19 protein-coding genes are annotated in these 18,873 nt (G+C 29.0%); 5 read left to right on the top strand and 14 right to left on the bottom strand.

The window, feature by feature from the left end; genetic code table 11:
* Positions 1 to 34 precede the first annotated feature (34 nt).
* Positions 35 to 2,410 (bottom strand): endopeptidase La, encoded by a 2,376-nt coding sequence (gene lon / locus AJ889_RS06775; protein ID WP_002853487.1) that lies wholly within the window; start codon positions 2,408 to 2,410, stop codon positions 35 to 37.
* Positions 2,411 to 2,426: 16 nt separating this feature from the next.
* Positions 2,427 to 3,074: an outer membrane protein assembly factor BamD gene (locus AJ889_RS06770; RefSeq protein ID WP_002860191.1), complete on the bottom strand. Its 648-nt coding sequence runs from the start codon at positions 3,072 to 3,074 to the stop codon at positions 2,427 to 2,429.
* 160 nt (positions 3,075 to 3,234) lie between these two features.
* Between AJ889_RS06770 and fliW the strand changes: the two genes are divergently transcribed.
* From fliW to AJ889_RS06745, 5 genes are read left to right on the top strand one after another with little or no spacing between them, the layout of a single operon-like run.
* Complete coding sequence (fliW, locus tag AJ889_RS06765; RefSeq protein WP_002852982.1) at positions 3,235 to 3,624, top strand: flagellar assembly protein FliW; 390 nt, start codon at positions 3,235 to 3,237, stop codon at positions 3,622 to 3,624.
* Positions 3,624 to 4,355, top strand: coding sequence for a pyrroline-5-carboxylate reductase (locus AJ889_RS06760; protein ID WP_002859150.1), 732 nt, complete (start codon positions 3,624 to 3,626; stop codon positions 4,353 to 4,355). Before fliW ends, AJ889_RS06760 begins: the two co-directional genes overlap by 1 nt.
* Complete coding sequence (locus tag AJ889_RS06755) at positions 4,352 to 4,654, top strand: type II secretion system protein (protein ID WP_002853046.1); 303 nt, start codon at positions 4,352 to 4,354, stop codon at positions 4,652 to 4,654. Before AJ889_RS06760 ends, AJ889_RS06755 begins: the two co-directional genes overlap by 4 nt.
* Entirely contained in the window at positions 4,651 to 5,313 is a 663-nt protein-coding gene (locus AJ889_RS06750; protein WP_002858296.1) for a hypothetical protein, read from the top strand. The genes AJ889_RS06755 and AJ889_RS06750 overlap by 4 nt, the downstream gene beginning before the upstream one ends.
* A complete protein-coding gene (locus tag AJ889_RS06745; protein ID WP_002859148.1) occupies positions 5,310 to 5,762 on the top strand; it encodes a hypothetical protein in 453 nt (150 codons plus the stop codon). Before AJ889_RS06750 ends, AJ889_RS06745 begins: the two co-directional genes overlap by 4 nt.
* On the opposite strand, the gene AJ889_RS06740 is transcribed toward AJ889_RS06745, so the two are convergent.
* From AJ889_RS06740 to leuS, 12 genes are read right to left on the bottom strand one after another with little or no spacing between them, the layout of a single operon-like run.
* Positions 5,759 to 6,388: a uroporphyrinogen-III synthase gene (locus AJ889_RS06740; protein ID WP_002869541.1), complete on the bottom strand. Its 630-nt coding sequence runs from the start codon at positions 6,386 to 6,388 to the stop codon at positions 5,759 to 5,761. The two genes, AJ889_RS06745 and AJ889_RS06740, sit on opposite strands and share 4 nt — an antisense overlap.
* Positions 6,366 to 6,998, bottom strand: coding sequence for a thiamine phosphate synthase (gene thiE, locus AJ889_RS06735; RefSeq protein WP_002852670.1), 633 nt, complete (start codon positions 6,996 to 6,998; stop codon positions 6,366 to 6,368). Before thiE ends, AJ889_RS06740 begins: the two co-directional genes overlap by 23 nt.
* On the bottom strand, positions 6,988 to 7,800 hold the full coding sequence (thiD, locus tag AJ889_RS06730) for a bifunctional hydroxymethylpyrimidine kinase/phosphomethylpyrimidine kinase (RefSeq protein WP_002869542.1): 813 nt from the start codon (positions 7,798 to 7,800) through the stop codon (positions 6,988 to 6,990). The genes thiE and thiD overlap by 11 nt, the downstream gene beginning before the upstream one ends.
* Positions 7,797 to 8,483 carry an endonuclease III domain-containing protein gene (locus AJ889_RS06725; protein WP_002852847.1) on the bottom strand — a complete coding sequence of 229 codons (687 nt, stop codon included), beginning with the start codon at positions 8,481 to 8,483 and terminating at the stop codon, positions 7,797 to 7,799. Before AJ889_RS06725 ends, thiD begins: the two co-directional genes overlap by 4 nt.
* Positions 8,480 to 9,241, bottom strand: a complete 762-nt coding sequence (locus AJ889_RS06720; RefSeq protein WP_032585146.1) for an ATP-binding protein — start codon at positions 9,239 to 9,241, stop codon at positions 8,480 to 8,482. Before AJ889_RS06720 ends, AJ889_RS06725 begins: the two co-directional genes overlap by 4 nt.
* Before the next feature lies 1 nt (position 9,242).
* The gene (locus AJ889_RS06715) at positions 9,243 to 12,179 is read right to left on the bottom strand and encodes a DEAD/DEAH box helicase (protein WP_032585148.1); all 2,937 of its coding nucleotides are present in this window, start codon (positions 12,177 to 12,179) and stop codon (positions 9,243 to 9,245) included.
* Positions 12,179 to 12,574, bottom strand: a complete 396-nt coding sequence (locus tag AJ889_RS06710; RefSeq protein WP_002859143.1) for a polymer-forming cytoskeletal protein — start codon at positions 12,572 to 12,574, stop codon at positions 12,179 to 12,181. Before AJ889_RS06710 ends, AJ889_RS06715 begins: the two co-directional genes overlap by 1 nt.
* Positions 12,511 to 13,413, bottom strand: a complete 903-nt coding sequence (locus AJ889_RS06705) for a M23 family metallopeptidase (RefSeq protein ID WP_002853442.1) — start codon at positions 13,411 to 13,413, stop codon at positions 12,511 to 12,513. Before AJ889_RS06705 ends, AJ889_RS06710 begins: the two co-directional genes overlap by 64 nt.
* Positions 13,400 to 14,584 (bottom strand): folylpolyglutamate synthase/dihydrofolate synthase family protein, encoded by a 1,185-nt coding sequence (locus AJ889_RS06700; protein ID WP_074468975.1) that lies wholly within the window; start codon positions 14,582 to 14,584, stop codon positions 13,400 to 13,402. The genes AJ889_RS06705 and AJ889_RS06700 overlap by 14 nt, the downstream gene beginning before the upstream one ends.
* Positions 14,550 to 15,947, bottom strand: a complete 1,398-nt coding sequence (locus AJ889_RS06695) for a hypothetical protein (RefSeq protein WP_002856019.1) — start codon at positions 15,945 to 15,947, stop codon at positions 14,550 to 14,552. Before AJ889_RS06695 ends, AJ889_RS06700 begins: the two co-directional genes overlap by 35 nt.
* Entirely contained in the window at positions 15,931 to 16,443 is a 513-nt protein-coding gene (gene lptE / locus AJ889_RS06690) for an LPS assembly lipoprotein LptE (protein WP_002860199.1), read from the bottom strand. The genes AJ889_RS06695 and lptE overlap by 17 nt, the downstream gene beginning before the upstream one ends.
* Entirely contained in the window at positions 16,440 to 18,869 is a 2,430-nt protein-coding gene (gene leuS / locus AJ889_RS06685) for a leucine--tRNA ligase (protein WP_070293318.1), read from the bottom strand. Before leuS ends, lptE begins: the two co-directional genes overlap by 4 nt.
* Positions 18,870 to 18,873 lie beyond the last annotated feature (4 nt).

Genomic DNA, 18,873 nt, shown 5'->3' with positions numbered 1-18,873 from the left:
TTTGCTTTCTTATACATTTATTCTCAAAATAAAATTAAACCAAAGTATATTCTAAAACATCACTGAAAGTATCGACAGCAATGATTTCCATATTGTCTCTAACCTCACTAGGAATATCTTTTAAATCTCTTTCGTAATTTTTTCTTGGAATTAAAGCTGTTTTTATATCTGCTTTATAAGCTGCAATTAATTTTTCTTTTAATCCACCTATTGGTAAAACTTTTCCTTTTAAATCTATTTCACCCGTCATTGCAACATCTGCTTTAACCTTTTTATCACTAAAAATAGAAGCAATAGCTGTGCTTATCGTAATACCTGCACTTGGGCCATCTTTTGGAGTAGCTCCATCTGGCACATGTATATGAATATTATAACTATCATAAACATTAACTTTAGGATCAATAATTATTTTTTTAGGTATTTTTATTTTTCCTTCATCGATTAAAACTTTTATCATGCTAAAAGCAATTCTAGCTGATTCTTTCATTACATCACCCAAACTTCCTGTGAGCGTTAATTCTCCTTTACCTTTAATTTTTACAGCCTCTACTTTTAAAACATCTCCACCTACGCTTGTCCAAGCCAAACCATTGACCTGACCTACTTGATTTTCTCCATTATTTTTTTCTATTTCAAAAACTTTTTTATCTAAAAATTCATTCAAATTTTTTGTATTAATAATGACTTTTTTAATATTTTCTAAAAGTAGTTTTTTAGCACTCTTACGACACAACTCTGCCACTTTGCGACGCAAATTTCTAACTCCTGATTCACGAGTATAATCGCTAATGATTAGCTCTATAGTTTCATCATCAATAAATAATTCATTGGATTTTAAGCCATGTTTTTTAAGCTCATCTGGAATTAAATATTTTTTCATTATATGAAATTTTTCACTTGGAGTATAAGAGCTAAGTTCTATAAATTCCATTCTATCTCTTAAAGGTGCAGGAATATTGCTAATATCATTTGCCGTTGCTATAAAAATGACTTTACTTAAATCAATATTAAAATTTAAATAATAATCCCTAAATTTAGAATTTTGCTCTGGATCTAAAATTTCTAAAAGCACCGCACTTGGATCGCCTCTAAAACTGCGATTTAATTTATCAATTTCATCCAATACAATTACAGGATTAATTTGTTTTGCCTCTATGAGTCCTTGAGTAATACGTCCAGGCATAGCGCCTATATAAGTTCTACGATGACCACGCAGCTCATTAACATCTTCAAGTCCACCTAAAGCTATACGAATAAGCTCTCTTTTTAAAGCTTTTGAAACAGAATTTGCCAGTGAAGTTTTACCAACGCCAGGAGGCCCATAAAGACAAAGTATAACTTTAGCACCATCTTTTTCTGCTATTTTTCTTTTTTCTAAAAGTTCCCTAACTGCAAAATATTCTTCTATGCGTTCTTTTGGTTTATTTAATGCATAATGATCATGGTTGAGCTGTTTTGAAACTTCCTTAATATCAAGTTTTTTCTTAGAAATTTTTTCAAAAGGAACATCTAATGCTGTTTCTATGTAAGTTTGAATCATCGATGCTTCGGAATTATCTTGATGAATGCGTTCGAATTTTTCAATTTGTTTTTTGATTTCTTTATAAGCGTCTTCGTGCATAAATTTCTTCTTTAACTCCAGACGCTTTTGATACTCTCTAACCTCATCTTCTTTTTGCGTATCAGAACCAAGCTCTTTTTGAATTTGTCTTAATTGTTCTTTTAAAAAATATTCTTTATTTACCTTATCAATACGAGAATGTACTTTATTTTTAATTTCTTTTTGAATTTTATTAGCTTCTATTTCTTGAGCAATTAAATCTATTAATTTTACTAATTTTTGCTCAAGATCTGTTAAAACAAAAAACTCATAAGCAACTTGTTTTTTAATACGCACAGTATTTAAAATCAAATCGCAAATCCTAGATGCATCAAAACCTTCTTCAATTGTTCTTAAAAGATCTGGAGAAAAATAATGACTAATATTTGCCAAATTTTTTACTTTCTCTTTTAAAACTTCAAGAAGTGCTTCTTTTTTAGTTCCTTCTAAAAAGTCTTCTTTTATAAGTTCTATCTTGGCTTCTAAAGGTTTATTAGAAATTTGCTCTATAATTTTACCCTTGGCATATCCTTGAAAAAGTATTTTCACTCTTCCATCAGGCAAAGGAACTTTTCGCATGATAGTCCCAATCACTCCGCAATTATAAATTTCATCAAAATTTCTTCCATTTTCCAACTTTGAAGGTGCAACAAAAAGCATGCTATCATTTTTAATCGCAAGATCTAAAGCTTTCATATTGGATGAATCGTTAATAAAAATAGGAGTTATCATAAAAGGATATAAAAATAATTCATCTTCAACCAATACTGGTAAATTTGCTGGATAATTTTGTATCTCTTCAATCTGCATTTATTTTCCTTGTTTATTAAAATCTTTCAAATATACTTCTATACCAAGGAAGCTCAGGTTTGATAATACTTTGCTGATAAAATTCACTTTCTTGAAGTCTTTGTTTATAAATTTGTGCACTTTCATCATGCCCTATGCGCTGGTATAGATTTTCTATAGTACTATTAAGATAAAAAACCGCTAAATTAAATTTTGTAAGCATTGTTTGAACCAAAGGTTCATATTCTGTATAAGGATAATCTTTCAAAAAAGTATCTATTTCTTTTTGGCTTTCAAGCATTAAAGCCTGATTACGATTTGGCACTGCAAATGCATCAAATTTTGCCTTAATTTTAAGATAACGAATATAATCAGCATTGCGTGAATTTCCAAATTTTTTATTATATTCATCTAAATAAAATTCAGCTAACTTATATTCCTCTTCATCCATATGAGCTTGTGCTAAAATAATTAAAATAGTTTCCAATAAAGGATCGGCAACATGCTCACTTGCCATACCATTATAATGATCATCAGCTTTTTCCAAATCCTTGTCCTGCAAATCTTTAATAATTTGCTTATACCACTCACTAGCACTAAGATTGTATAAACCTTCATCATTTTTCGTACTACACGCACTAAAAAAAACACTTAAAAAAACCAATAAAAAAATACCTTTTTTCATACTTCACCTTGATTTATATTCTCAAAAATATATATTTTAACGATTTTATAATTATGTTCTTCTAAAATTATAATAAAATTAATTAAATAATTTAAAATTTTGGAATGATTATTGCTTATTTTATGTTAAAATATTAAACATTATAACTTGAGGAGAAAACATGACCCTAGCTGTTAAATGCCCTATCTTAGGTTTTGAAGAAACCAAAAATATGGAATTTTCAACTATCGATGAAGTATTTGTAAGACTTAAAAGTCTTGATGGTAAAGACTTTTCTTTTGTTTTAATTAATCCTTATTTGATTAGACCTGATTATGAATTTGATATACCAACTTATTATCAAGAGCTTCTTTCTTTAACACCTGAATCTAATATGAAAATTTTTAATATAGTAGCCATAGCAAAAAGCATTGAAGAATCGACAGTGAATTTTCTAGCTCCAGTAGTCATTAATCTTGATAATAATACTATGGTACAAGTGATACTAGATACAGTTAATTATCCCGACTTTTTTCAAGCTGATCAAATTGCTAATTATATTAAAAAATAATGCTCTATATACTTGCAAATGGATCTATGGCAACAGCCTTAGCCTATGGGTTAAAAGATGATTATGAAATTTGTATAGTAGGAAGAAGTATAGAAAAACTTCAAGCCCTCGCCAAAGAAGGCTTTAAAACCTTACTTTACAAAGATTTTAACATAGAAGGTAAAGATGTTATTTTAGCATTTAAACCTTATGCTTTAGAAAATATTGCTCAAATGCTAAAAGGACAAGCACGTATCTTAATCTCTGTTTTAGCCAATGTTGATTTTGAAAAACTACAAACCATCAAAGCTCAAAATTATGTTAGAATAATACCCAATACAGCAGCTAAATACAAGGCTTCAACCACACCATATATACTTAAAAACTCTCATTTTGAAAATGAAATTTTAGACATTTTAAAAACTTTTGGCTCGGCTTATAAATTAGATAATGAAATACAAATGAATGCAGCTATGGCAATTAGCGGCTGCGCTCCTGCTTTTTTAGCACTTATAGCAGAAAGCATTGCTAATGCTGGAGTTTATGAAGGTTTGTCAAAAGAACTTAGTCTCAATCTTACGCGCTCTTTATTTAAAAGCTCTAGTGCTTTACTAGAACATGAACATCCAGCTATTATCAAAGAAAATATTTGCTCCCCTGGCGGAGTTACAATAAAAGGCATAAAAATACTCGAACAAAAAGGAATTCGCGGAAGTTTTTTTGAAGCCATAAATGCTAGCAGCGCTAAATGAAAAAGGCTTTCATACTTATAGAAAGCATTAGTGCTATAACGATCATATCTTTAATTTTCATTGGCATTTTTTATTACTATATTCAACTTTACAAAAACTATGAAAATTTAAATATTTTTGAAAGACTCTATAAACTTCAAGAAGAATTATATGAAAAGCCTATTTTTAAAACCATCATACTTCAAACTTCAGCCTTAAAACCTATAGTTTTACAAGAACAGTTTGTTAATGATGGTATATTTCAATTTCAAAAATTATACTTTCAAGATCAAAATTATAGCGTTTATTTTAAAGAATGAGCAAAGCTTTTACACTTTTTGAACTTATAATATCACTAATACTTTTTACTTTTATAACTAGCTTACTTTCAAAACCTTTAATGGATTTTTATCATTTAAATTTTACTGCTTTACATACAAACAATCTTATCACTCAAGCACATTTAAACTTGCTTAAAATAGAAAAATTAATACAAAATTGTATTAATATTACATTTTCACAAAATACATTAAAATGTCTTTTAAAAGATGAGTTAATTAGCCTAAAAGATAATAAACTTTATCTTATTAATTCTGCTCTTATTTTAGAAAATAATCATACACTTTATTCACCTCATTCTGATTTTAAAACACAACTCCAAAATAGAAAAGATTTATATAACGACAATGAACATATTAGCTATGCTTATAAAATTAATAAGATTGAAAAAATATCTATCTTGGAAAATGGTATATCTGCAAATTTTACAGGTAGTTTTATTCCTTTGCAAGCTCAATTAGTTATCAAATTGCAAAATGAAGAACTTATATATGAAATAAAGCCAAAATTTAATGAACAATTAAACCAACAAGGATTAATTTCTAAAAACATAAGCTCATTTAACCTGCAAAACAATAAATTAAAAATTTGCCTAAAAAGACAAACAAAACATTGCCTTGAAAAAAGAATTTTACTGTGAAAAAAGCTTATGTTTTAATTTGGACAATTTTTTTAATACTACTAATAAGTCTATGGATGAGCTTGACCTTAAACATATCCAGCTATACTCCAAAAATAATCCAAGATAGTTATTACTACCTTCAAGCTCAAATTTTAAGTCACAATGCAACGCAATTTTCTAAATATTTTTTATATCAAGCAAAGCAAGAAAATAAAGAATGTTTAGACAATATATATTTTAATTACACAAAAGCTTTGATTAAAATAAAATATTTTTATCCTATTGCACAATGTGTTAATTTTAAATTTTCCAACTTCAATCCCGATGCAAATTTAAGCAAAGATGGTGTTATTATAGCCCACATTAGCATTGCTTTAAATCGTGATAAAAATGTCAATGATGAAATTTTACTCACAAAAAGCATTATTATTTATCCCAAAGAAAATTTTTGGAATTTAAAAAATTAAACCAAAGTCTTAGCGAGCTTAACACAGTCTAAAAGACTTTGATTTGCGCATATATAAAGATTTTTAAAATTTAAAAGCTTCTTTGCTGTGCTTTGCCCTATAACTACAACCTTATCTTCTTCTTTTAAGCTATAAAATTTTAAAAAATTTTCTACACTTAAAGGAGAGGTGAATATAAAAATAGCAGGATAGATAAGCTTTTTGTCGCCTTTTTTAAAAACATTTTCATAAACAATCATTTCATCTAAATCCACACCTACATTTTTAAGATCCAAATTTAAAGTTGAAACAATATTTTTAGCCCTTAAATACAAACATTTTTGCATTTTTAACTCCTCTTTAAATTCAAGAAAAAGATCTTTTCCATAAGCCTTTGATGGAATTTTAATCTTTTTAAAACCTAAATTTTTAGCGTATTGAGCTGTACTTTGTCCCACAGCGTATAAATTGAGTTTGAAATTTAAAGTGATTTTTGCATGTTGTAAAGCTTTTAAAGCATTTTTTGAAGTGCAGATTAAAGCATCATACAAACTCAAATCCACACTAAAATCATAAAAAACAATCTCATTTAAAATAAGATTTTCCACCCCTTCAAAAGGAGTTTCATTTAAGAGATAAATTTTCATAGATTTTACGCTTTAGCTCTTTAGCTGCCAAAAAAGCATCTTTAGCATCCATGATCGCCCTAACCACAGCCACACCGCTTAAATTTATACCCTTTAACTCAACAAGTGCTTCTTTGTCAATCCCACCTATGGCTACAACCCCTATAGGGCTTTTATCACAAATTTGACTTAAAAGCTCAAGGCTTAAAAGCGAACTTTCTTTAGTAGGCGTTGCCTTAATAGCTCCACAACCTAGATAATTTACTCCTTGTATAAACTCAAGTTGTTCTAACTTTTTAAGACTTAAGCCTATGATTTTTTCATCTCCTAAAAGCTTTCTAGCTAATTTTGCTTCTAAATCTTCCTGTCCTAAATGCACCCCATCAGCATCTAAGGCTAAAGCTATATCCACCCTATCGTTAATCAAAAAAGGTATTTTATAAGACTTGCAAAGTTTTTGCACCTTTAAGCCTAGTTTATAAAATTCTCTTGCATTAAGCTCTTTTTCACGAAGTTGTATGATACTTACTCCGCCTTTTATAGCATTTTCTAAAGTATTTAAAAAACACTCCTCGCTTTTATTTCCCTTAGTAGCAACCAAATAAAGGCTAAGATCTAATTTATTTTTCATCTAGAAACTTGAAAAAATGATTTGTAGGACCACAACCTTTTCCAAGATTAAGTGAATAATAAATCGCATTTCTTACATACTCTTTAGCTTCACTAACAGCGTGAAATAAATCCTTGCCTTTAGCTAAATTACTAGCAATAGCCGAAGAAAGCGTACAACCTGTACCGTGAGTATTTTTAGTTTCTATGCGTTCGCCTTTTAAAATATAAATTTCTTTTCCATTATAAAGCACATCATTGGCATTTGCTTCACTATGTCCGCCTTTAAGTAAAACTGCCTTAGCCCCCAAGCTGCATAAATGCTTAGCTGCTTTTATCATCTGCTCTTCATTAGCGATCTTAAAACCACATAAAAACTCTGCTTCAGGAATATTAGGAGTAAGAATGTCTGCAAATTTTATTATAGTTTGTTTGAAAAAATCACAATTTTCTTGCGGCATTAAAGCATAGCCATTTTTGGCAAACATTACAGGATCAATAACTACATTTTGAGGTTTAAACTCGCTTAAATTTTTAGCTACACAGCTCATTAATTCACAAGAACCTATTATTCCGATTTTAGTTGCCTTTGGCACTATATCTTCAAACACGGCAAGCATTTGTTCATCCACGCTTTGAGTAGGTATATCGTGTACAGAAATCACCCTTGCGGTATTTTCAGCTACCACACTTAAAACCACACTCATACCAAAAAGATTGTGTGCACTAAAGGTTTTAAGATCGGCTTGTATCCCTGCTCCACCACTACAATCACTCCCTGCTATAGTTAAAACAGGTATAAGTTCACTTCCTTTTGCTTTCATAAATCTTCCTTTAAAATTTTGATCCATTCTTCACCCTTAGGGCTTAATTTTTGTCCTTTAAAACTCTGTTTTGCAAAAGCTACAATCAAAGCATGAAAAATTTGATAAAGTTCGTAAAGTTCGCATTTTTTTCCTAAAATTTTATACAAATTTTCTTGCTCACTCTCTATGTCACTTTGAAAAAATTCTCTTAATTCTTCATAATTTTCAAACTCATAACCTAAGTAAAAAGCCAAACGCAAACTATAATTATCTACAACCAAAATCTCTCTTTTGCAAAGATAGTTTAAAATACTATCAACGCTTTCAAAACCTAAACCTTTGATATTTAAAAGCCATTCTCTGCTTGCATTTGTTTTAAAATTTTCTAAATTTTCATAAGTGTTTATGATACTTTCTACCAAACCTTTTAAACGCTTAGTTTTGGTATTATAAAATCCGCTAGGCTTAATTAAAGTTGCAAGTTCTAAATTGGATAAAGTATTGATTTGTTCTAAGCTTGCAATATTTTCTTTTTTTAAATTTTCTAAAGCTTTTAAGACATTTTTCCAATTTGTATTTTGAGTTAAAACGACAGAAATTAAAAGCTCAAATTCACTCAATCCTTGATTTTCAAGCCAATCAAAATCATGATAATTTAAATCCAAATTTAAAAGCTTGGTAAAAATTTGTGCTCCAGTCATTTAAAATTCTCCTTAAAAGCTAAATAAAATTGCTTTGCGGTACGACCACTTCTACTTGCTCTTAGAGTAGCAAATTCTTTAGCTTTAGCGTACAAAAGCTCTTTATCACAAGAATAATCTTTAAAATAAAAATCTATCATCTTTAAATACTCTTCTAAATTTCCCTGATAAAAACTTAACCACAAACCAAATCTATCACTCAAACTTAATCTTTCTTCAGCAGCATCGCTTAAATGAAGTTCTGTATGTGTGATTTGCGTATCAAGATTATCAGTAATGCTTTCACTTAATAAATGCCTACGATTTGAACTCGCATAAATAATTACATTATTTGGGGCTTTTTCTATGCTTCCCTCAAGTAAAGGTTTTAAAAATTTATAACTATCATCTCCCTTTTCAAAAGAAAAATCATCACAAAAAAGTATGAATTTAAAATTTTCTAATCTGATTTCATCGATGATATCTGCTAAGGCAAATAAATCTTCTTTATTTAATTCGACAAGTCTTAAGCCCTGTTCTTTAAATTCATTAAATATAGCTTTAATTAAACTTGATTTTCCAGTGCCCTTAGATCCCCATAAAAGTGCGTGATTTGCTCCCTTATCTTGAATGAAATTTAAAGTATTTTCATAAAGTGCTTTTTTTTGACTTTCCATACCTACTAAATCTTTTAAAGCAATAGGATCGATTTCAAAAATAGGCTTTAAATAATCTTTTCTTGCTCTATAAATTGCTGCATAAGTTTTATTCCAATCCATTTTAAGCCTTTCTTAAATGCGTTAAAATTGCCTCTAAAATATCATCATCATCTTTGCTTTTTGCCTTGATGAGTTCTTTTTCATCATTTAAAGCAGTAAATTGAATATTTTGCTCATAGTTACTAATGCTTTTAAATTTATTTAAAGCTAAAATTTTAATAGTAATCAAAGATAAAAATTGCTTAGTATAAATGTCAAGTTTTCCAAAGCGATCTTCAATTTCACCTTCAATCTCATAAACCTCATAAACTTGCTCACACTTGCTAAGTCTTCTATAAAGTTCTAATCTTAAGCGATCTTCGCTGATAAGCTCACTATTTAAAAAGGCATTAACATTGAGTTTTAAATCAAGTTTATTTTCTTTTTGATCCACTTCATTTTTACTTAAAGCATTAAGTTCATCTTCTAACATTTTAAGATATAAACTATATCCAATTTGCTCGATACGTCCACTTTGATCCACGCCTAATAAATTTCCACCGCCACGAATTTCAAGATCATGATAAGCCAAAACAGAACCTGCGCCTAAAAAAGAATTACTTTCTAAAGAAACTAGACGCTTTAAAGCATCTTTTGTGATAGCATTTTTATCTTCGATTAAAAAATAACAATAACCTTGCTTATCACTTCTTCCTACACGTCCACGCAATTGATGCAAATCAGCCATGCCAAAACGATCGCTTTTTTCTACTATGATAGTATTTGCATTTGGTAAATCAATCCCACTTTCTACGATAGAGGTACTTAAAAGCAAATCATATTCTTTGTTTTCAAATTTCAACATTTCTTCTTCTTGTACCTTAGCATCGATTTTAGAATGTAAAATCAAAATACGCAAAGTAGAAAAAAGTTCTAATAAATGTTTTTTGCATTGCTCTATACTTGCAATATGATTATGAATATAAAAAATTTGCCCACCACGTCTTAACTCTCTTGCTATAGCTTCTTTTAAAAGTGCGTCATCATTTTCTTTGACAAAAGTTCTTACATCCATTCTATCTTCTGGTGGAATTTGCAAAACACTATAAGATTTTATAGAACTTAAAGCTTGATTTAAGCTTCTTGGTATAGGGGTTGCTGACATGGATAAAATATGTGAATTTTGAGTGATTTCTTTAAGCTTTTCTTTTTGCTTCACTCCAAATTTATGCTCTTCATCAATAATAACAAGGGCTAAATTTTCACATTCTACACTTAAAAGTGCATGAGTTCCTACAACTACACAAGCTTTATTTTCTTTTAAATTTTGTAAAACTTGTTTTTTTTCTGCACTACTTGTAAAGCGATCCAGTTTAAAAACCTTTATATCAAAAGGATCAAAACGCTTTTTTAAGGTTTTATAATGCTGATGAGAAAGCAAAGTCGTAGGCGCAAATAAAAATGCGCAAAATCCACTTTTAACTACTGGATAAATAGCATTCATAGCGACTTCTGTTTTTCCAAAACCCACATCACCGCTTAAAAGCCTATCCATGACTTTTCCACTTTGAAAATCTTGCAAAATTTCATGACAAGCTTTATCTTGATCGCTTGTATAAATAAAACCCGCACTAGCTATAAAATCAGTCTGTCTATTTAAATCCACTGTAATTTTTTTTGCTTGCACCAAAGATCTTTTAGCCGCCATAATAACAATTTCAGAAGCTATGGCTAAAAGTTTAGTCTTTAATTTTTCTTTAAGTTTAATAAAGCTTGTTTTACCTAGTTTATCTAAGCTTGGAATAGATCCACTCACGCCCAAATATTTATCAATCAAATAAAGATTTTCCACTGGTAATAAAAGCTTATCAGAATTTTGATACTCTATAGCAACAAACTCTTTTTTTGCTCCGCTTATCACTATCATCTCAAGACCTAAAAATTTACCTACCCCATAATCTTCGTGTACTATATAATCCCCATTTTTAAGCTCATCTATAATCAAACTAGCTTTTTTTCTTGTTTTTTGTTTTTCTTTTTGATTTAAAGAAATAATTAGCTCTTCAGGACTAATAAGATTAAGCCTTAAATCACTTTTTACAAAATGGATATTTTGAGTATCTTCAAGCTCTAAAGCTTTAAATAAAGCTTCGTTTTTAGCTAAAAGTATGATTTTTTTATTTTTATGAAATTCAAAAAAATCTTTATTGTAAGAACTTTGCAATTCTTTAAATTTTTTAGCTTGAGGTAAAATTTTTGCATTCACAAAACTTATATCTTTTTCATATTCATTAATATCAAACTTTTCACAAGCTAAAAAATCAAGTTCTAAATAATCAAAAAAATCATCAATACACCAAAAGCCTAAAGAATTGATATCATGTATTAAAGTATCGCTTTGAAAATCTTCTAATTTGTCCTTAAAAATTTCATAATTTTCTTTGTCAAAATATTTTAAAAAAGGACAAATTTCAAAATGTTCTAGTTCGTTAGGAATAGACTTTTGACTTTGCAAATCAAAATATCTTATACTTTCAATCTCTTCGCCAAAAAGTAAAATTCTAATAGGATTTTCTTCATTGATACAAAAAATATCAATAATATCCGCACGAATTGAAATTTCACCTTTATCCTGAACTATATCTACAAATTCGTATCCCAATCTTGAAATTTCATCTTCAAAACATTTCAAATCAAAATTTTGTTTTTTATCGATATGATAATTTTGTAAATGTTTTTTTGAAGGAAGTTTTTTTAAAACAGTATTTAAAGGAGAAATAAGGATTTTTTTTTCTTCTTCTTTATGATAAGCATTTAAAATCTTACAAAGATCAAAAAGTTCTTTAGAAAAAGCCCTTAAATCATCTCCAAACTGCGCTCTAAAATCAGGTAAAACAAAGGTTTTTAAACCCTTAAATCGTGAAACTTGAGCGAGTAAATCTGCTTGTTTTTCATCTTTACAAAGAAAAAGTTCACAAATTTTTGGATTTTGTAAGTATTCATAAAATGAAGCTTGCATTATTCTTCGTTGTTATTTTCAATAAGTTTGATAGTATCTTCTTTAATTTTACTAGTTCCATTAAAGCGACCGCCATTTTCTATAGAAATTTTTTGCGTTGAAATATCACCATTAACAACTCCGCCCGCTAAAATTTCTAAACTATTAGCCTCAAGTTGCCCTTCAAAACACCCATTTACTACAATTTTATCTGCTTGTAATTCACCTTTTAAATTTCCATTTTTTCCGATAACCACAATGCTTTCAGAATGAATAATGCCACTTAACTCTCCATCAACATGGAGCATAGAAGCAAAATAAAATTTACCCTCAATTCTCGCACCTGAAGAAATTACTGTTGTTTCTGAGCTAGAGCTGGATGTTGGGCTGATACCGCCTTTATTAAAGATTGCCATGGAACTCTCCTTTCTTGATTAAAAAAATCATTCATATTTTTTCTTTGCAAATTTAAAAAATACAAAGGTTCTAAAGTTTTATTAATAAACCTTACCTCATAGTGCAAATGCGGCCCCGTAGAAAGACCTGTATTGCCACTATAACCTATCAACTGCCCTTTATTAACAAATTGACCTGCTTTGACCACTTCTTTGCGCATCATATGAGCAAATACTGTTTTAAAACCAAAATTATGCAATAAAATTACATTATAGCCATAGCCATTATCACTATAACCTGAAAATTCCACTACTCCACTTGCTGGTGCATAAATAGGGGTACCAATTTCTGCTCTTAAATCAATACCAGGATGAAATTCCCTTCTTTTTAAAAGCGGATGCTCTCTCCAGCCAAAATTTCCTGTAATGCCTTTATTTTCAATAGGCCATCCATTAGGAATTTGTCCCAAAATTCCAAGTTGCTGCTCATTGGTAAGCTGAAGATTATCAAGTCTTGCACTAATTGTAAGATTATTTTCTACTTCTAAGCCCAAAGCCTCTTCAAAAGAAGCTATTTTATCTTCTATAGCTGCATACTGCTGAGTTTTTTCTTCTATGCTTTTTTGCATTTGCGAATTAGATAATTCCAATTCTTTGCTTTTTTTCAAAAGCTCCTCACGCTTTTCACTGATATCGCTAAGTTTGCTATCGAGATATTTGATATAAAAACCACTAAAAACTAAAAATAAAACAATAAAAGCAATAGTATAAAAAACTATTTTTTTGATTATTTGATTTAAATAAAAATGTCTTGAACCGTTAATATCTGTAATGGTAATAGTGAATTTATTTTTTACCACACCACTCCTTTAAAAAATTTTCTACCAGCATAAAAGAACCAAAAACTAGATTTTTTTTATTCTCTTCTAATTTTACAAATTCTTTGCATTGTATACCTAGCTTTGATGCAATACTATAAATTTCATCATCGGCCAGCTTTCGTTCTGCACTTTTATATTTATATATTTGTATTGTATCAATAATAGGCTTTAATGTATTTAAAATTTGAAAAATATCCTTATCCAAATAAGCATTATAAATAAGATTTATTTTTTCTCCTTGAAATTTATCAAGCATAGCCTTAGCAGCCATGGGATTATGACCCACATCAACAAAAAAATTTGGAGAAATTTCTTGGCATCTTCCTTGTAAATTTAACTCTTGTAACTTTTTTAAAGCTTCTAAGGTTTTTTCTTGTGAAGTTAAAATTTCACAAGCCTTTAATGCAAGCTTTAAATTATGCTTTAAAAAACAAGGTAAAACAAACTTTTCACAATAAATCTCAAATTTTTCTTTCAAAAAAGGATTTAAGGAAGAAACTTGCAAATTAGCTTTTTTTAAAAAAGCAATTTTTTTTGCTAAATTTAAAACATTTTGCTCTTGCTCATCACTTATAAGTGCTATAGGCGCCATAACTTTAAGCTTGGTTCTTGCAATATCTTCTAAAGAATTGCCCAAAATTTGAATATGGTCAAATCCAATTCTTGTAAAAATATTCATTCTTCTTTCAAAAACAGAAGTAGCATCATATTCTCCACCCACTCCTGCTTCTAAAACAATAAAATCACATTTTTGAAATAAAATCATAGCTAAAAAAGTAGCATATTCGAAATAACTTAATTTTTGCAAGTCTTGTTTAAAAATTTCTTCAAGTCTTATATGAGCTTGTTCTAATTCTTCATCATTTGCAATCTTACCATCAAGATAAAATCTTTCATTAAAACTGAAAATGTGCGGACTAGTATAATGCCCTATTTTATAATTTAAATTTTCTAAAAGTTGGGTTAAATATCTACCCGTGCTACCTTTACCATTTGTGCCTATAAGTTGAATTATGGGAATATTTTTAAAATATTTCTTATATTTTTCATACATTCTAAACATCAAAAAACGATCAATTTTATCGTAATTTATACTTTTTTGAGCTAAAAAATTCTCAACTTTCATTATATTGTTCATTAACCGCTGCAATTTGCTTTATTAACTCATCTAAAATATTAATACTTGGCTTACTTTGCTTATCAAGATAAGCCACGTGAATTTTAGGAGTTATAATATCTTGCTTATAAATAAATCTAAAATTTTCTATAGTTTTAAGATTTGTATTTACAAGCTGTGTAATTTCATCTTTGCTTTTTCCTGGCGAAACAATCAAATAACTCTTTTCATCTATCATCCACAGTTCATCAAATTCGCTACAAGAATCTTTTAAAATTTTTTTAAATCGAACAAAAATTTCATTCAAACTTCCCATACCGTATTTTTCCATAATGAAACGGTAATTTACTATAGAAAATAAAGCTAAAGAATAATTAACTTTATACTTATTAAAATTTTCATCCATTTTATCAAGCTCTTTAAGAACACTCCAAGCCTCTCTCTCTTCTAAGCTTTGCGTGAATTCAATTTGATTATTTAAAGATGTAATTTTTTCTCCAAGTTGTTTAAATTTTAGTTTTAAATCCTCAAAACTAAGTTTTACTTCCCCATTTTCATCTGGTTTTAAAGTATTGATAAAATCCATATTTTTTTCATTCGATTTATTAAGTAAGACAAGCAATTCATAGATTTTTTTTAGATTATCATTAAAAAAATTTAAATTTTTTTGGACATACATATTATCAACCATTATACGATGATTTATAAATTCCATTAGTTCATTTTTAAAATTTTCTTCGCCTATTACAAAAGGCTTTTGTGTTAAATTTTGTATAAAACCTTGAATTTTTAAATCTTCTACCAATGAAGGATTTAAACCCAAGCATAATAATTCACTAAAGTGCTCATAACTACGCTCTTCAAGTTTAACTAAGAGTTTTTTAATCACGCTATCATAATCATCATATTTACTAATACCATATTTGCGAGCTTGTTCTTCTAAGTCATTTTCATCGTAATTTCTTTCAAGCTCTTTCCATTTTTTAGTAAGCAAGTAAATACTTTCACTATCCATAGTTTTAGAAATTCTAATCGAAGTCACCTTAGCCAAATCTCTTATCTTTTTATCCTTACTTATTTGCAAAGTTTTAGATATGGTATATAAAAAATCAAAAAATTCACTAAATTGTTTTCCGCTTTGTCTATTTAAAACAGAAATTAAAAAACTAATTAGTTCTTCTAAACTTCTTATAGTTTTAGAATTTAATTCTTGTTGATAAATCGGTAAAAGCAAGGTTTTGTATTTATCAAGTTTAGCCTTATTTGAACTTGTAATACCATATTTTAAAGATAATTCTTCAAAAATTTCCGTATAATTTTCAGGAGTTGGTTTTAGTTTTCTTTCTTTTAATGCAATTAAAGTTTGCTTTGCTATTTCATTAGTATTTGGAATCACGTTTTTGCCCTTTAATAGCAATTACGGAAATAAACTCATCAAATGCCTCGCTTGAAGCTGCTCGAATAGCCTCATACCTTGCAGAATCACTAATAATACTATTTGGAGAAATTTCAAAATTATAACTTCCACTTGTACTAAAAGCCTGACTTGAACCATCTTTAAAGACAACATTAAAATCTAAATTTAATTTAGCTTTATAACTAATAACATAGCCATTTTTATCATAAGCTAAAGGAATAAATTCTAAATTATTCATTTTAACATTGATTACATCATCAGCTTCATGTTTTAAAGCAAGTTTACGCCCTAATTTTGAAATTACCATTTCTTTTAAAGTATCGGCAACATAGATACTATTTTTTGGGTCTTGTTGACTTAATTCAACATTAACATAAACCTTCTCATCGAAAATATTATTAGCGATTTTTGATGTAGGAACATATCCACAAGCACCTAAAAATAAACCTATACAAAAAATTAAAATCTTTTTCATTTAATCACTAGATTAACTAGCTTTCCTTCCACATAAATTTCTTTAACTATACTCTTACCTTCAAGCCATTTAGCAGTATTTTCTTTTGCAAAAGCTAAAATTTCTTCTTTACTCGCACTACTTGAAATTTCAAATTCAGCCCTTTTTTTACCATTAATACTTACAGCTAAATTTAAAGTATCTTTTACAAAAACCTCTTCCTTAAGTTCTAATTTTTTGAAATTTTTACATTTAAAAAGCTCCTCGCTAAGCTCAAAACAAACATGAGGAATAATAGGCTCTAAAATATTTAAAATAATATAAAAAGCCTCTTGCTCCAAAGCTTCATTTTTACAAAGCGCTAAAGCATTTAAAGCTTCCATGCAAGCTGCAATTAAAGTATTAAAAGCAAAACTTTGATGATAAACTTCAAAAGATTTTTTCAAAGCTTCATATACCTTTAATCTTGCATATTTTTCTTCTTTATTTAAATTTTCTTGTTTTAATTCTACAAGCTCACCTTTTTTAACATTTTGCGCCCTATCATAGAGTTTACAAATAAATCTATAAGCCCCTTCAACCGCATCATCATTCCATTCAAGCTCTTTAGCCGGAGGCGCAGCAAAAAGTATAAAAAGTCTTGCGGTATCAGCACCGTATTTTTCTATAATCTCATCAGGATCTACAACATTGCCTTTTGATTTTGACATTTTAGCTCCATCTTTTAACACCATACCCTGAGTTAAAAGTCTATCAAAAGGTTCATTTTGTGTTAAATAACCCAAGTCTCTTAAAACTTTTTGGAAAAATCTCGCATAAAGCAAATGCAAGATTGCATGTTCAATACCACCTATATATTGATCCACACTCATCCAATACTTTACACTTTTTTCATCTAAAGCTTTTTCCTGCCAAGTTTTCTCATCACTTGCGAAACGTGCAAAATACCAAGAACTTTCAAAAAAAGTATCTAAAGTATCACTTTCTTTTTGAGCCTCTTTGCCACATTTGGGACAAATACAATTTTTCCAAGTTGGATGTTTATCAAGTGGATTACCCTCACCTGTAATTTGCACATCTTCAGGTAGGGTAATAGGTAAATTTTCTAGTTTTTGAGGCACTATACCACAAATTTGACATTTAATCATAGGAATAGGCGCACCCCAATATCTTTGGCGTGAAACACCCCAATCACGAATTTTAAAATTTACAACCCTTTTTCCTATATTTTTAGCTTCAAACTGAGAAATAATTTTTAATCTTGCCTCATTACAATCAAGATTATCAAATTCTTGACTATGGATTAACTTTCCTGATTTTTGCGTATAAGGTAAATTTTCTTGAGTTTGAATAACTTGTTTGATAGCAAGATTATATTTTGTTGCAAATTCAAAATCTCTTTCATCATGAGCTGGAACAGCCATAACCGCTCCACTACCATAATCAGCCAAGACAAAATTAGCCACCCATAAAGGAATTTTTTCTCCGCTTAAAGGATGAATAGCATAAATTCCTAAAAAATAGCCTTCTTTTTCAGAACTTTGTCTTTCTCTTGGACTTTGATTTTGAATAGCTTTGATTTTATTTAATACATCTTGATTTAATAAATTTTGTGAAAGCAAATTTTGAACAATCTTATGTTCTGGAGCTAAAGCGATATACGAAACTCCATAAATTGTATCTGCTCTTGTAGTAAAAACTTCTAAAGAACTTTCTTTGGTTTTTTGCTTGCTTTCTTCGTCTAAATTTAAAGAAAATTCCAAACCTTCGCTTTTACCAATCCAATTTTCTTGCATAGTTAAAACTTGATTAGGCCATTTATCTTTTAATTCTTCTAAATCTTTTAAAAGTTCCTCAGCATAAGCAGTAATTTTTACATAATAACCTGGCATTTTTTTCTGCACTACTTCATGACCACAACGCCAACATTTTCCGTCTTCAACTTGCTCATTAGCCAAAACCGTTTGATCTTGTTCACACCAATTTACATTTGCTTCTTTAGTGTAAATCAAACCTTTTTCAAACATCTTAATAAAAAATTCTTGCTCAAATTTTGTATAAAGTGGATCTGAAGTAGCAAGCATTCTTTTTTTAGAAAAAGAAAAACCTAAAGAAAAAAGTTCTTTTTTCATATAAGCTATATTTTCATAAGTCCATGACTTAGGATGAATTTTATGTTTAATAGCTGCATTTTCAGCAGGCATACCAAAACTATCAAAACCTATAGGATGTAAAACATTAAAACCTATCTTGCGATAATATCTTGCTAAAACATCACCTATAGTATAATTTCTTACATGCCCCATGTGAATGCGTCCGCTAGGATAAGGAAACATCGATAAAATATATTTTTTAGGCAAATTTAAATCATCTTTTGGCTCAAAATATTCATTTTCATCCCAAATTTTTTGCCATTTTTTTTCTATTAAACTTGCTTCATAAGCCATAAAT

Origin of the sequence: Campylobacter sp. BCW_6468 (genome assembly GCF_001762865.1) — a bacterium.
GTDB lineage: Bacteria > Campylobacterota > Campylobacteria > Campylobacterales > Campylobacteraceae > Campylobacter_D > Campylobacter_D jejuni.
This window is presented reverse-complemented; position numbering and strand designations above follow the sequence as displayed.

Bases quoted from the DNA above. Each gene is read 5' to 3' on its own strand.
- thiD (WP_002869542.1), bottom strand. From the start codon at position 7,800: ATGAAAGCAAAAGGAAGTGAACTTATACCTGTTTTAACTATAGCAGGG.
- lon (WP_002853487.1), bottom strand. From the start codon at position 2,410: ATGCAGATTGAAGAGATACAAAATTATCCAGCAAATTTACCAGTATTG.
- AJ889_RS06725 (WP_002852847.1), bottom strand. From the start codon at position 8,483: ATGACTGGAGCACAAATTTTTACCAAGCTTTTAAATTTGGATTTAAAT.
- AJ889_RS06710 (WP_002859143.1), bottom strand. From the start codon at position 12,574: ATGGCAATCTTTAATAAAGGCGGTATCAGCCCAACATCCAGCTCTAGC.
- thiE (WP_002852670.1), bottom strand. From the start codon at position 6,998: ATGAAAAATAAATTAGATCTTAGCCTTTATTTGGTTGCTACTAAGGGA.
- AJ889_RS06755 (WP_002853046.1), top strand. From the start codon at position 4,352: ATGAAAAAGGCTTTCATACTTATAGAAAGCATTAGTGCTATAACGATC.
- leuS (WP_070293318.1), bottom strand. From the start codon at position 18,869: ATGGCTTATGAAGCAAGTTTAATAGAAAAAAAATGGCAAAAAATTTGG.
- lptE (WP_002860199.1), bottom strand. From the start codon at position 16,443: ATGAAAAAGATTTTAATTTTTTGTATAGGTTTATTTTTAGGTGCTTGT.
- AJ889_RS06740 (WP_002869541.1), bottom strand. From the start codon at position 6,388: ATGAAAATTTATCTCTTAAATGAAACTCCTTTTGAAGGGGTGGAAAAT.
- AJ889_RS06770 (WP_002860191.1), bottom strand. From the start codon at position 3,074: ATGAAAAAAGGTATTTTTTTATTGGTTTTTTTAAGTGTTTTTTTTAGT.
- AJ889_RS06750 (WP_002858296.1), top strand. From the start codon at position 4,651: ATGAGCAAAGCTTTTACACTTTTTGAACTTATAATATCACTAATACTT.
- fliW (WP_002852982.1), top strand. From the start codon at position 3,235: ATGACCCTAGCTGTTAAATGCCCTATCTTAGGTTTTGAAGAAACCAAA.
- AJ889_RS06760 (WP_002859150.1), top strand. From the start codon at position 3,624: ATGCTCTATATACTTGCAAATGGATCTATGGCAACAGCCTTAGCCTAT.
- AJ889_RS06720 (WP_032585146.1), bottom strand. From the start codon at position 9,241: ATGGATTGGAATAAAACTTATGCAGCAATTTATAGAGCAAGAAAAGAT.
- AJ889_RS06715 (WP_032585148.1), bottom strand. From the start codon at position 12,179: ATGCAAGCTTCATTTTATGAATACTTACAAAATCCAAAAATTTGTGAA.